The 13,957-nt window shown below is 36.2% G+C and carries 12 protein-coding genes; 5 read left to right on the top strand and 7 right to left on the bottom strand.

What is annotated here, in order from left to right:
• Window positions 1-176 precede the first annotated feature (176 nt).
• The gene (locus tag AC4GZ8_RS02720) at window positions 177-1,181 is read left to right on the top strand and encodes an AraC family transcriptional regulator (RefSeq protein ID WP_491080261.1); all 1,005 of its coding nucleotides are present in this window, start codon (window positions 177-179) and stop codon (window positions 1,179-1,181) included.
• A gap of 245 nt (window positions 1,182-1,426) precedes the next feature.
• Here the strand turns inward: AC4GZ8_RS02720 and AC4GZ8_RS02715 are convergent, their stop codons facing one another.
• The 3 genes from AC4GZ8_RS02715 to AC4GZ8_RS02705 all read right to left on the bottom strand — a co-directional run bounded on the left by AC4GZ8_RS02715 (window position 1,427) and on the right by AC4GZ8_RS02705 (window position 5,799).
• The gene (locus AC4GZ8_RS02715; protein ID WP_491080260.1) at window positions 1,427-1,585 is read right to left on the bottom strand and encodes a diguanylate cyclase domain-containing protein; all 159 of its coding nucleotides are present in this window, start codon (window positions 1,583-1,585) and stop codon (window positions 1,427-1,429) included.
• A 48-nt stretch (window positions 1,586-1,633) separates the two neighbouring features.
• Window positions 1,634-3,637 carry a penicillin-binding transpeptidase domain-containing protein gene (locus AC4GZ8_RS02710; protein ID WP_491080259.1) on the bottom strand — a complete coding sequence of 668 codons (2,004 nt, stop codon included), beginning with the start codon at window positions 3,635-3,637 and terminating at the stop codon, window positions 1,634-1,636.
• Window positions 3,638-3,732: 95 nt separating this feature from the next.
• Window positions 3,733-5,799 carry a peptidoglycan D,D-transpeptidase FtsI family protein gene (locus tag AC4GZ8_RS02705; protein WP_491080258.1) on the bottom strand — a complete coding sequence of 689 codons (2,067 nt, stop codon included), beginning with the start codon at window positions 5,797-5,799 and terminating at the stop codon, window positions 3,733-3,735.
• Window positions 5,800-5,967: 168 nt separating this feature from the next.
• On the opposite strand from AC4GZ8_RS02705, the gene AC4GZ8_RS02700 reads away from it, so the two are divergent.
• The 4 genes from AC4GZ8_RS02700 to AC4GZ8_RS02685 all read left to right on the top strand — a co-directional run bounded on the left by AC4GZ8_RS02700 (window position 5,968) and on the right by AC4GZ8_RS02685 (window position 10,836).
• Window positions 5,968-6,354, top strand: a complete 387-nt coding sequence (locus AC4GZ8_RS02700) for a BlaI/MecI/CopY family transcriptional regulator (RefSeq protein ID WP_491080257.1) — start codon at window positions 5,968-5,970, stop codon at window positions 6,352-6,354.
• A gap of 1 nt (window position 6,355) precedes the next feature.
• Window positions 6,356-8,158 (top strand): BlaR1 family beta-lactam sensor/signal transducer, encoded by a 1,803-nt coding sequence (locus AC4GZ8_RS02695; protein WP_491080256.1) that lies wholly within the window; start codon window positions 6,356-6,358, stop codon window positions 8,156-8,158.
• Between the two features lie 191 nt (window positions 8,159-8,349).
• Entirely contained in the window at window positions 8,350-9,288 is a 939-nt protein-coding gene (gene bla, locus AC4GZ8_RS02690; protein ID WP_491080255.1) for a class A beta-lactamase, read from the top strand.
• A 123-nt stretch (window positions 9,289-9,411) separates the two neighbouring features.
• Window positions 9,412-10,836, top strand: a complete 1,425-nt coding sequence (locus AC4GZ8_RS02685) for a Na+/H+ antiporter NhaC family protein (protein WP_491080254.1) — start codon at window positions 9,412-9,414, stop codon at window positions 10,834-10,836.
• Between the two features lie 50 nt (window positions 10,837-10,886).
• Here AC4GZ8_RS02685 and AC4GZ8_RS02680 read toward each other — a convergent pair whose 3' ends face one another.
• From AC4GZ8_RS02680 to AC4GZ8_RS02665, 4 genes are all read right to left on the bottom strand, one after another.
• On the bottom strand, window positions 10,887-11,345 hold the full coding sequence (locus AC4GZ8_RS02680; protein ID WP_491080253.1) for a hypothetical protein: 459 nt from the start codon (window positions 11,343-11,345) through the stop codon (window positions 10,887-10,889).
• 79 nt (window positions 11,346-11,424) lie between these two features.
• Entirely contained in the window at window positions 11,425-11,700 is a 276-nt protein-coding gene (locus AC4GZ8_RS02675) for a DnaB-like helicase C-terminal domain-containing protein (protein ID WP_491080252.1), read from the bottom strand.
• A gap of 26 nt (window positions 11,701-11,726) precedes the next feature.
• Window positions 11,727-12,659, bottom strand: a complete 933-nt coding sequence (locus tag AC4GZ8_RS02670; RefSeq protein WP_491080251.1) for a replicative DNA helicase — start codon at window positions 12,657-12,659, stop codon at window positions 11,727-11,729.
• Window positions 12,656-13,606: a DnaD domain protein gene (locus tag AC4GZ8_RS02665; protein WP_491080250.1), complete on the bottom strand. Its 951-nt coding sequence runs from the start codon at window positions 13,604-13,606 to the stop codon at window positions 12,656-12,658. The genes AC4GZ8_RS02670 and AC4GZ8_RS02665 overlap by 4 nt, the downstream gene beginning before the upstream one ends.
• Window positions 13,607-13,957 lie beyond the last annotated feature (351 nt).

Below are 13,957 nucleotides of genomic sequence, written 5' to 3'. Positions count from 1 at the left end.
AATCGCTTATAATGTTAGAACAAAAGATCATGTTTACTCATTTCAAAGATCTTTAGTTAGCGTTGTCATTTGTAGATAACACATAGCTTCCCTTTGATTATTCACCCTTGACTTGGACTATAACTAGTGTTAAAAATGTCTTAAGCTAAGGCTTGGATAATTGTCGAGGGGAGACAATGGATGCAATGGAATTAACCGAATTTTTAATGGCGAGACAATTTACGAAGAAAAGAGAAGAAATTGAAGCACTCATACCAGCTGAGACGATTTTAATAGATGGTGATGAAGTTTTTTTATATAATTACACAATTGACGCGATTAAAAATACATTTATTGAAGATAGCATCGTGATCACACAACAACCCTATCATTCAGAGATACCCGTTCATGTCCATCAATTCATCGAACTCACCTATGTTTTCAAAGGCACATGCAATGTAGTGATTAATAAGAATGTTATTCCTCTTACAGAAGGAACTTTAGTCATGATCGATAAATATACGCCTCATACAGTGGAAGAAACAAGTAAAGATGATATTATTTTAAGTATTACATTAAAAAAGGACTATTTATCTCCCAGCTTCTTAAGCAGACTTTCATCTCAGAGTATCATTTCCATATTCCTTGTTGATTTACTAATGGAGAGCAGAGAGTCAAATCGTTATCTTTTATTTAACCATGGGAAAAATCAAAAAATTATCGAAGTTGTCAATAATATTGTGTGGGAATACTTTCATAAAAGAATCTATTCTGATGAAATTATTAACTCCTATCTCGTTATTTTGTTTTCAGAGCTCATCCGGGAAGATGAAATTAGTCAGCGGCATGCTCATGTTCCAAATTCCAACAATTATACATTGATTGATTTTCTACAGTACATTGAAGACCATTATCAAGACTGTACATTAACTTCAATGGCAAAGCACTTTAATTTTCATCCAAACTATTTATCTAACTTATTAAAAAAGGGAACCGGCAAATCGTTCAAAGACCTCCTGCAGCTTCAAAAAATAAGCAAAGCAGGCATGATGCTAATTAACTCAAACTTACCAATCCCTCACATTGCCGATGAAGTAGGCTACTCAAGCGTAACTTTCTTCTATAAAAAGTTTAAACAAATTTTTAACATGACCCCAAGTGACTATCGTAAACAACACAGTTGGGACAAAGGGACAGGTTAATCGTCCCTCCATTTATTGGAAATACAAAACCAAAGAAAGATAGGATTTAAAAAATTCCCAGCATATCAAGGCAGGGAATTTTTTTATTTAGCAATACACATCTATTAAATATTAAAGGAACGCTCAACCTCCTTTCTCATACAGTTCAACACAATTTCTCCCCTTCCGCTTTGCAGCATAAAGGACTTGATCAGCTTCTTCATGAGAGTTTGCAAGATTGTTCTATCATCTCCAAAACTACTCATTTAGGCAGAAGAAATCCCAAAGCTTGACGTAACAGAAATCTCTATATCCATATAAGGTATTATCGTCTGAGAAATGTTCATTCGAATAATATCGGCCATCTCTTCCGCTTCTAATAAAGAAATATCAGGAATACATATAACAAATTCCTCCCGCCCCATACCTCCACACGCTTATCCATAGTTCTAGTTCTTAGAACCGCAATTGTTTCATTGTAAATAAGATAATAATGTGTTTTTTATAATCGGTAAAGTAGCATGACTGCCACCCTTCTCTTTTACATCTTCAAGTACGACCGCAAGAGAGATTCTGCCAGAATCTAAATCAGTTGCAATAAACCAGCCATTTTCCGTTCCATTTTCATCAACTTGGGATGCTTTGATTTCCGCTGTTCCTGTTTTTCCAGCTAATGAAACTCCCGAAATTTTTGCAGCACTAGCTGTACCGCCCTCTTCATTAATAACAGCAGTAAATGCACGTTGCAAAGTAGATAGATGTGCTGGAGGAATAACTGTTTCTTTCCAAACTTCTACTTTCTGATTTTCTGTTTGCAATAATGCTGGTGCCATGATATTTCCATTATTTGATAATGAACTATATGCAAGAGCCATATTTAATGATGTGACCATTACTTCTCCTTGTCCGTACCCTGAATCAGCAATTAAAATTTCTCTATCAATACTATTACCATTCGAAATTTGACTTTTACCCAACGGATAACCAATCTCTAATGGTTCACCAATTCCAAATTTCTTCGCACCAGCTATAAATTCCTCACTGCCTAATTCAAGTGCACTCATCGCAAAATAAATATTATCTGAGTATTTTACCGCATCTATTAAATTAACAGATGATTGATTATTCACCCTTGTTATCCTGTAGTTTCCCCATGAACGATCTTTTTGCCATGAACGGCCCTTGATGGAAATTTGCTTCTCTGGATCTAATGTACCTTTTTCCAGTCCAGCCGTTGCAGTTACTAATTTAAATACAGATCCTGGTGAATATAGCTTACTAAATCGGTTCACTTCATCAGCAAATTCACTTTCTTCACGTCTTTGTTGTTCTTCTTTTGTCACATAGGTTGTATAACGATTTGAGTTATAAGAGGGCGAACTTACTAAAGCAAGTACTTCTCCAGTTTTTGGATGAACGGCTGCTGCTGAACCTTTCTCACCATTCATTTCATCATAAATGATACTTTGTAAATTCGAGTCAATCGTTAATTTAATATCCTGACCATGTTGTGGTTCTTTTTTTGCTAGGGTTTCTATTTTTTCATTATCTCTTTCAATATAAATCTCTACTCCTTCAATTCCTCTTAATGTTTCTTCATATACTTGCTCAAGACCAGCCTTTCCGATTAGGGATGTCGTACTATAGCCTTTTTCTTTGTTTTCTTCCATTTCCTCAGCCGTAATATTACCAACATAGCCAAGAAGTCGTCCGAATGCTTTATGATTGATATACACTCTTGAAAGTTTATCGTTTACAAAAATACCCTCAGCACCTCGATCTTGTAATTTTTTTAGTTTATCATCATCCGGCAACATATCTACAATAGGAACAAAATAATTGGGATTCGTATTACGATCTAATTTTTTTAAAATTGTTTCTTCACTTATGTCTAACACCGCTGCTAGTTCTTTAATTTTTTCTTCACGATTGTTTTTATCAAACACCTCAGGGTTAATACCAACAGTTTTGATTTCACCATCTTTTGCAAGTGGATATCCATTTCGTGCAAGTATACGTCCCCTTGTTGCTTTCATCGTATTCACCTTGACTCTGTCACCTTTTTTCATGGTTGGAAAAATTAAGCTTTCGTCCCATTGAATCTTCCATTCATCGTCTTCCTTTACTAGATGTAATTGATAAGATGATGAAACCTTTCCTGCTACAGTGTCCATTTCGATAGAGAATGGAATCACATTCTCCTCGTGGTCGATATCTTCTCTTTTTACATTTATATCAACAGCTTCAATACCTGAGTGAATATTTGTATATCTTGATACAAACTCTTCCTCTGTGATTGTTCTTTTGGATTCATTGGATAATAAATCATATAGCAGATCATATGTTTGCTTTGATAAAAGATTCGAAAATTGATCAAACGTCTCATCCTGTTTATTTTCTTTTGAGCAGCCGGATATAACCAAAAAGCAGACTATTATCATCATAAACAATGGATTTAACAGATGATTCTTTTTCATTAGATTCCCTCCTCGTATCTTACTTTTGATGGCAATAAATATTACAAATGTAAGTTTTAAGTGTAAAGAATGATATCAGAAAGATTGATTTGCTTTTATTCTTCATTGAGTTGCTTCTTTAAATCAAAATATGCTTTAAGTATTTTTTGTCCTATATATTTATTAACTGGGTCTGTATCTGTATCCAAATTAGGAACAGCAATAGAGAATGCAATTTCGGGATTGATGTACGGAGCATAACCGACTAACGTTAGGTTGTAGGTTGGATATGTCTTTTTTGTATTCTGATCATAATAAAAAGACTGTGCTGTCCCTGTTTTTCCTGCTGCTTGAAATTCCTTGTACCGATGATCTCCTCCAAAATATTTATAAGCCGTGCCACCAGGACTTTGGTAAACTTGTCGAAACCCTTCTTGCACTTGTTGTAAGTACCTATCATCCATCATTATTTTATTCAAAACCTCTGGTTGAACTGCTTGAACGACTGCTCCTACCTCATCAGAATTTGAGGGTGTATGAATGGCTTTTACTAATTGGGGCTTCAATCTGTAACCGCCATTTGCAATCGTCGATATGTATTGTGCTAATTGCATTGTTGTATAGTTATCATACTGGCCTATTGAAAGGTCAAGGAATAAACCGGGCTTCGTGTATGCTTCTTTGCCGATTAACCCGTCAGATTCATTCGGAAGATCGATTTCAGTTTTAACACCTAAACCGAATTGACTTAAAGAATTCCGGAACTGTTGCACAGCCTCAGGCTTTTTAGGGAGTGACATCCCTGATTGATATTCTTTCCCCATCATTTGAATCGCTGTTTTAAACATAAATACGTTTGAAGACTTTTTTAATGCTCCTTCTATTCCGTTTGTACCTAATGAGGTAGAATGTGATCCTTTCAGAGGTGTACCTTTTAAATTTAATTTTTCATCACTAAACATCGTTTCAGGAGAAATAGCACCAGCTTCTAAACCTGCTAATATGGTTGCCCCTTTTACAACAGACCCCATCTCATATTGGGAATTAATTGTTCCTAATGCAAAATCACGAAACACGTCTTTCCCGTTTTCTCGAACAAGTTGTTTACCAGCCATAGAAAGCACCTCCCCTGTTTTAGGGTTCATCATGACAACAAAGGCACGATCTAAAAATCTGTTTCTCCCCTTTGCTCTGCTAAGTTCATCTTGAATCACTTGTTCAACTGCTTTTTGCAAGTCAATATCAATCGATAGGACGAGATCTTTCCCACTTTGTCCGTCAGAGATGCTCTTAGTTTCTAAAAGATGACCATTTTGATCAGTTACATGTTTTATCTTTGCTTTTTGACCTTGCAAAACGTCTTCATAATATAATTCCAACTGACTTTTTCCAACTCGATCATTTCTGCTATATCCTCTGGATAAAAAATAATCTAACCTAGAACTTGGCAATCCTTCTGTTGATGATGTCACATTCCCTAAAACAGAACGAAAAATATGTTCGTGCGGATAGTGACGGTCCCAATCTGTTAATATGTCAACATTCGGCAAATCAGCTAAATGTTCTCCAATAACGGCAATCTCCTCTTCTGTCACATTTCGTTTAATGATTTGTGGTGTGAGGGTATAGCCGCTATTCATTTTCGTAAATATTTTTGCAATTTTTAGCTCCTCCTTGTTTATATCTTTTAAATCATCAGGGCTGATTCGTTCAATTTGTCGATCATATCGGTCTTTATCAGTTAAGTTTTCATCAAGTAATTCTTTTTCTTTTATCTTCTCTCTAGCCTTATCAGGTCTGGTGATGATCCAATAATCCTTCAGGTCTCTTTGCTTTATTTTTTCTTCATCCATATCTATCATGTTCGAAAGCACCTTTGCCGTTGCAAGTATTTCTTGTGAAGTTGTCCCCTTCATCCTCGTATATGTAAATGCTTTGACCACAACATTATCAACAATGATCTTTTCGTTCCGGTCAAAAATTTTCCCTCGCGGAACCGGAGTACTAACGACCGTATCGACTGTTCTTCTCACTTCTTTTTTATATTCCACTCCGTAAACAATTTGGACAATTCCAAGTCTTAAAATAAGAGCGGCAAAAAATAAAAACACCACAATAAAAAAGATATTCAGCCGCATAAGTCTTGTTTTTTGTAGCTTGTGTTGTTCAAGTCTAGCTGCCACACTATGGTCTCCTTTCCACTTTACCTATTTGTAAAAGGTCCCTGAATCAATAAACTAAATATTACACATGTAAGTTTTAGTGTCAATCCTTTTCCTCGCTCCATTGACTTCAACATATAGGCAGAATATAATAAAAATACTACAAATGTAAGTTTAAAGGTGGTTACAATGAAAAAAATACCGCAAATTTCAGATGCTGAATTAGAAGTAATGAAAATAATTTGGAAACATCCTTCCATCAACACGAATGAAGTTATCGAAAAATTATCAAAAACGAGTGAATGGAGCCCTAAAACCATTCAAACCATGCTATTGAGGTTAATTAAAAAAGGGGCACTAAAAAATCATAAAGAAGGCCGTATATTTGTTTATACAGCAAATGTAGATGAAAGTGATTATATAGAAGTTGAGAGTCATAGTTTTTTGAATCGTTTTTATAATGGTACTTTAAATTCTATGGTTTTAAACTTTTTGGAAAAAGATAAGCTGTCAGAACATGAAATTAATGAGTTATATCAAATTTTAGAAGAACGTAAGAACAAAAGGAACGAATAATATGGATCATTCTTTCTTCACTCCCTTCTTCATTAGTAACTTAATAGTATCTGTTCTATTTTGCATCATTTTCGTTATAAAAAAGGGATTAAAAAAGCAAATAACTGTCAATACCCAATATCACATCAGTCTGATTTCTCTATTGGTCTTGATAGCTCCTTTTATCCCATTGCAATTCCTTGAAATCAACTCATTTTTTTATGATTTCATAAACTTTGGAGCTCGTCATTCAAGCTTAACCAACACCCATTCTGCTGCAACGATAACAGATACATTTTTTCAGAATGGAAATTGGCAACAAAACTTTTCCAATTCTATAGAACAATCGCCTTTTAACATGTTGGATTCTATCCTTTTTGGTATATGGGTAATAGGAATGATTGTTATCCTCCTGGCTACTTTTTCTAGTAATCTTAGAATCCGTAACATAAAAAAAAGTTTAAAAGTTGACCGCCATGGAGAGTTATCAAAACTACTTGCAACATGTAAAAAAGAGTTAAATTTTCGTAAAAAGGTCATTATAGCCTATTCACCTTTGGTAAAGTCCCCTATTACCTTTGGGTTTCTCAAACCATATATTGTCTTACCAGTCGATTGTCCAATGCTTAATGATGACGAAATAAAGTGTGTATTGCTTCACGAGCTGTATCATTGCAAGCGTAAAGATATACTCATCAATTTAGTGATGGGTCTAGCCAGAATTGTTTATTGGTTTAATCCTCTTGTTTGGTATTTTTTCAAGGAAATGAAAACAGAGATGGAGATTACTTGCGATTATGCCGTATTAAAAAGGCTAGATGAGGAATCTCAGCTAAAATATGGGGAGATTATCTTAAAATTTGCTTCTCAATCAAAACAAGCATTGCCGTTGATTGCTGCTTCAGAAATCAGCAGCTCTTATAAACAAGTAAAACGGCGTATTCTGACAATCGTAAATTTCCAAGTAGAATCAAAACGGCAAAAAATAAAAAGTGCACTAGTCTTTACAGTTGTTCTTGTGTTCATCTTAAGTAGTATTCCTTCAATATCTGTACTAGCAACGAACAAAGACACACATACTTTTTCGCATCAAAACATTGTTTACAAAGATTACACACCTTTTTTTGAAGACCTAACAGGAAGTGCCGTCCTGTACGACACCAAAATGGACCAGTACACCATATACAATGAGGACGAAAGTACGACTAGATTTGCTCCCAATTCTACTTATAAAATTTTTAGTGCCTTGTTTGCGTTAGAAAATGAAATTATTACGGAAGATAATTCTGAAATGGCCTGGGATGGAACGTTATACAAATATGATAAATGGAATCAAAACCAAGATTTATTTACAGCTATGGAAAATTCCACCACATGGTATTTTCAACATCTAGATCAGCAGCTTGGTAAAAAGAAGTTGCAAACTTATTTTGAACAATTGAATTATGGAAACGAAAATCTATCAAGTAACATCACCGATTATTGGATGGATGGCTCACTAAGAATCTCCCCTGTTGAACAGATCAGTATGTTGAAAAAGTTTTATGATAATGATTTCTCTTTTGATCAATCTACCATTCAAACTGTCAAAAACTCGATACTACTAGAAGAAACAAATGAACATCGATTATCCGGAAAAACGGGAACCTCAGATATAAACGGAGAACATGTTGATGGTTGGTTTATTGGATATGTAGAAACTGCAGATAATACTTTCTTTTTTGCTGTTCACATTCAAGGTGAAAAAGATGCTGGAGGAAGTACTGCATCTGAAATCGCCCTTTCCATTTTGGAGAAGGAAGGGATTATTACATCCATTCCTTAAAAGATATTAGGAAATTTGTATGACTTAATCTTCCCCTCAGAGTAACATCTGGGGGGTTTTTTTATCATGATGAAAATCACTCACATAAAAATAGTATTGACTCTAAAACTTACATATGTAATATTTTAATTATTACATATGTAAGTTTTATTCGAATAAAACAAAATAAACAATGAAAGAGGTTAGAATTAATGAAATCAAAAAACATCTTGTTCCATTCTTCAACAATTCAAAAAATTGCACATGTGTTACTACTCTCCTTTCTGGTTCTCATAGGCTGTTCATACGGTCATGTCCAGTCAGCTCAATCTGAACAAAAAAGTCATGAACCTGCAAATAAACAAGATTTTTCTAAAGATTTTTCTAAACTTGAAGAAAAATTTGATGCTAAGCTAGGAGTCTACGCTCTAGACACCGGAACAAACGAAACCATTTCATATCGACCTGATGAGCGTTTTGCGTATGCATCAACTAGTAAAGCTTTAGCGGTAGGAGTCCTTTTGCAGCAGAAATCAATTGAAGATCTTAACGAAAAAGTAACCTATTCCCGTGAAGAACTTGTTACATATAGTCCAATTACAGAACAGCATGTAGATACCGGTATGACTCTTCGGGACCTTTCTGACGCTTCGTTACGCTATAGTGACAATACCGCTGCAAATCTCATTTTTGAACAAATCGGTGGGCCTGAAGAATTTAAACATGCATTAAGACAAATTGGTGATGATGTTACAAACCCTGAACGAATGGAACCTGAGTTAAACGATGTTAACCCGGGTGAAACCCATGATACAAGTACTCCAAAAGCCCTTGCTACAAGCCTTAAGGCTTTTACGCTTGAAGATGTTCTCCCACCTGAAAAACGTGAGCTTCTCATCGACTGGATGAAGCGAAATACGACCGGTGATGCATTAATTCGTGCTGGTGTACCAAAAGGTTGGGAAGTAGCAGATAAAACCGGGGCAGCATCCTACGGAACTCGAAATGATATTGCGATCATTTGGCCGCCAGATGAAGATCCTATTGTTTTAGCCATCCTATCAAATCGAGATGAAAAAAATGCGACTTATGATGATGAGTTAATTGCAGAAGCAACAAAAGTCGTAGTTTCAGCCTTTAAGAAAAAATGATCATGTACGATTCTCATCCTATAGCAATGAATATAAGGATTCGGTAAAAACCATTCATAATCCCACTCCTCTCTAGACAGACTAATGGAAGCAGTGTATTTTTTTGTCCCGGGAGGAGTAACCTTGAATCAAACCTGGCTCTCATTATTACCATTTATCATCGTCATCGGCATGTCTATTTGGTTAAAAAACATCCTGCCTGGTTTAGTTGTTGGCATCTTGGTTGGTTCCATGATTGTTTCTGCCGATCTGTTGGCTGGGACTGAGCAAGCTGTTTCATACATCGTCACCACTCTTTCTGATGAAACAAATATTAAAATTATCGGGTTTTTATATTTATTTGGCGGTCTTGTCGGGATGATGAATATAGCTGGCGGTATTAAGGGCTTTTCGGAATGGGCCGGGACTAGAATCCGCTCTGAACGGGGGCTGCTCATTTTTATTTGGCTTACTCTCCCCTTTACGTTCATGATGCCGATGTTTCGGATTATGATGATTGGCCCAATTATTAAATCGCTCATAAAAAAGATGAACCTTTCCAAGCAAAAAGTTGGAATGACATTGGATATTTCAACAGAGTCAATCATTGTGCTGCTGCCCGTTGCGACAGCATTTGTCGGGTTCATGGTTTCTTTGGTGGAAGGCGGCATTAGTGAATTGAATCTTGGCATGTCTCCTTATGAAGTGTTTTTATTAAGTATTTTGTTTAACTTTTATGCGATCGTTATGCTGCTCATAGGGATTGTGCAGACGTTTTGGACACCTAAAAGAACCAAGCAGAAAAACAAACAAGTACATAAGGATTTGGAAGAAGAGGAACATGAATATCACCGCATGGGAATAAAAAAAGAATTGTCGCTTGTGAAAGCACAGCCTTGGCATTTGATTGTTCCCGTCTTTTTATTGCTGACATTGTCCTTGTTTCTATTATGGCAAAACGGCATAGAACAAGGAGCTGTTACGATCTTCCAAGCCTTTTCCATGGCAGATGCAACGTTTGTCATGCTCTTGGCTGTTTTTATCTCTCTTGTTTTAACCTATGGTTTTTATGTCATTAGACGGGTGAAAATGAACGAAATTCTTTACCATTTTTACGATGGCGGGAATCAGATGATGGAAGCGATAAGTCTCCTTATTCTTATATGGGCATTGACATTAGCTGCTGAAGATCTTGGTTTTTCCGAGTTTATCAGCAGCTCACTTGGAAGCTTTCTGCCATCATTTCTGACTCCTGCGGCTATCTTTGTTCTTGGATCTGTTGTAGGCTATTTTATCGGTAGCTCCTGGGGAACCTGGGGTCTGTTCATGCCGCTTGGCATCACACTAGCTGTATCCACCGGAGCATCTATTCCTTTGACAGTTGGTGCTGTATTTGCAAGCGGAGCTTTTGGTGCTTTGACGTCCCCGCTTGGTGACACAACGATTACGACTGCGTCGATTCTCGATATGGACCTTATTGACTATGCAAGGTTTAAATTGAAGGTCTCAACAATTGGCGCTGTTATTGCGGCTGTATTATTTATTGTAAGTGCCCTCTTTTTTACATAAACTTAAAAAAGAGGGCTCAAAAAGCTTACATGCACTTTAAACATTGAAGGTTAGATTACCATTTTTATTGGAGAAGAATTAGGATTCCTTTCCCTTTCAAAATACCCGGCCAAAACTGGAAAGCTCTCAAACTCCTTCCGCATCTCCCGAAACGAAATGACACTATTTCCTCTTGAAAGCTTAAAATCTAGCGGATATTCATGACAGTTCAATGGCAGATGATGAAATGTTTTAGTATAGAATTCAATTGCCTTTTGCTTGCTTTCAGCAAAGATAAAAACAAATTCATTTTCGTTCATCTTCAGTGAATAAATGGCAATCTTATGAAAGCCTAATACATTCTTTTCAATCATATCCGCTACTTTCCGATGATTTGCTTGTTCAAAGTCTATTTTAGATATGTTATCATCCAATGATATTTTCTTCTCTTCAAGTAAATGATAGATGTAGTGAGCTAATGAGGATTCTTCTAAACGGATCGAATTCAGGTAAAGTTCTTTTACAATCACTTGTTTACACCTCGATTTGAGAATTTTTAATGCTTTTCTTTTAATCTTAAAGTTACTCTAAGGTAAGCCTCTGCTCCATCTACTCTTCAATCTTTCCTGTAAACTCGTTGTAATTCAAGTTGATTGAACCCACTGGACCGTTTCGGTTTTTTGAGATAATGATTTCAAGGGAACGGTCCTCCGTTTCTTTGTCATAATATGCTTCACGATACAAGAATAATATGACATCGGCGTCCTGTTCCACACTGCCGGATTCCCGAATATCTGACATCATCGGCCGTTTATTGGCTCTAGATTCCACCGATCGGTTTAGCTGTGCTAAACAAATAACGGGACAATCAAAATCCTTTGCCATTGTTTTGAGCGATTTGGAGATTTCCGTTACTTGTAAATGGGCATTCCTCCGTACGATTCACTAGATTGAATTAGGGTTAAGTAATCGATAAGAAGGATTGGTTTTTTGTTTGGAAATTGGTTCATTAATTTTCGCGTTTTCGCTCTCATCTCAGCAATTGTTTGTCCAGCTCCATCAAAAATGTGCATAGACGTTTCATTGAGCTCACCAATCACATCCGACCATTTATTCTTTTGATTTTCACTTAGCATTCGTTTCGGATCTCTCAGTTTTCGCCGGTTTATTTCCCCTGTTGAAGCGATTAACCGACTGGTGATGAGCTTTTCAGGCATTTCCAAGGAAAAGATTAGGGGCAAATATCCAGCCCAACCTGCCATTTTGGCAAAATGAAGCATGACATCGGTTTTTCCCATCGATGGTCTTGCTGCAACGATCGTCACTTCGCCATTTTGAAAGCCTCCTGTCATTTCGTCGAGATTGCTGATCCCAGTTGTTGCCCCCTTCGAAAATCGTTGATCTTCCCATGGTGCCTTATAGATATTGGACAATGCTTGTTCCAAGGACGTATGGTCATCCATTTTCGCTTGGTTGATTTTATCCAATTCAGCAATGACCTTCGCAATTTCCCAATCATTCATCGCCGCAATGTTTAAAATGTTACGCTTTTCCCTCTCCTTCCAAAGGTCAAGAATGAGCTTTTCTAAATCCTCGAATTTCTCAGGATCTGCAAATGATTCCAGTTCCGAAAGGTAAGACATTCCGCCAAATGATTCAAGGTCTGGCAGGGTTGTCAAAGCAATTAAATCAAATTTCTTCCCCGTTCGGTTTAATTTCACCATTCTGTCCATTAATTCTTTATGCCGGGTGCTTTCCAGCTGTTCAGGTTGAATAACAGTGTCCTTAAGGAGATACTCCGCCTTCATTAAGCTGCCTAAAAATGCTTTCTCTGCAATACTCATTCCTTTTCACCAGCTGTTATATCAAGATCAACTCCACGTGGAATATCTCTTCCTGTTGAAAACGATTTGGTTGATTGCCTATACTGGGATTCAGGCTTATGATTCTCGTGGTAAAAATCAATTTCTTCAACGGTCAGTAACGACTCATTTTCCCAGTTTTTAAGAATTCCAACGACATAGTTTAGCTTTCGCTTGTTATTAGAACAGGCAATAGCTAAGGCTTTTAATACCACATCTTTTGGCTGTAAAAATCTGGAATCATCTAGCCAAGCTACTAGCTGCTCTTTCGCATTTACGTTTGATAAACCAAATCCATTGTTGTCCCAAAACTCAATAATTTCTTTAACAGCGTTTGTTTTTTGATTTTGTGGTTGCTTCTTTGATTCTGTATTATTCTCTATATTTGGGTTAAAAGCTATTTGTAGTTGTTTTTTTTCTTTTTCTTTTTCTTCTTCTTTTTTTTGCCCACGCATCGGTTCATCTAGCGCAGGCGTATCGTCCCCTGCCTCATAAGTCTTACTATTTCGATCACAAAATTTTTCATAAACACTACGAATTTCAGGTCTAATAACGGAATCCAAAACATATGAAATAAGCGAGGTATCTATGACCTTTCTTAATTCAGAATCAATACAATCCATGACAGGTTTCCCACCTCTACTTTGGATCGCATTCCCCCAATTTTTAATCGCAACCTCTCTTGTATCTTGATTGTAACGAATCAATTTGTGTTGCTGAGCTAAACTTTCCATTAATGTTTCGATATGCTCTAACGAAAACCCCATTTCCACTGCTATTTGCTTCTTTAAAATTCGATAGATTCCAATTTGAGTTGTATGATAGTTTGTCAGAAGGTAGATATATAAATACCTTTCATCTGGTGTCAACTCCTCCCCCACAACCGGTGTCATCCAAAAATCAGTATTCACCATACGATATCTTGCCATGTTTCATCACTACCCTTTCTTCAGTTAAGTTTTCTTTCACCCTCTATATATAGGAATTGAAGAAAAGAGTAGCGTATATTTTTTAAAAAAATTATTATTTTCGGTTGTACCTAATAAACTTTTTGAAATTTTTATGATTAGTTATATTTAATATTAGAAAAATACTTGTGAATGTGTTTTAAGCTGATAAACGAACTCTTTTTCTTCCTATTTCATAACTAAAAGCTCTTCACTCCATTTTCATAGCAAAACGAAGTGAGAAATATGTGATAAATTTCAATTCAACATCATTTGTTTTATCGGTGCAAAGGTTATAAATAATAATCGTAAATCTAAACCAACAAATAAATG

This window comes from Metabacillus sp. RB-C-LZQ-3-1 (assembly GCF_058315175.1).
Note: the sequence above shows the minus strand (reverse complement) of the source record. Positions and strands in the feature narration are given on the sequence as shown.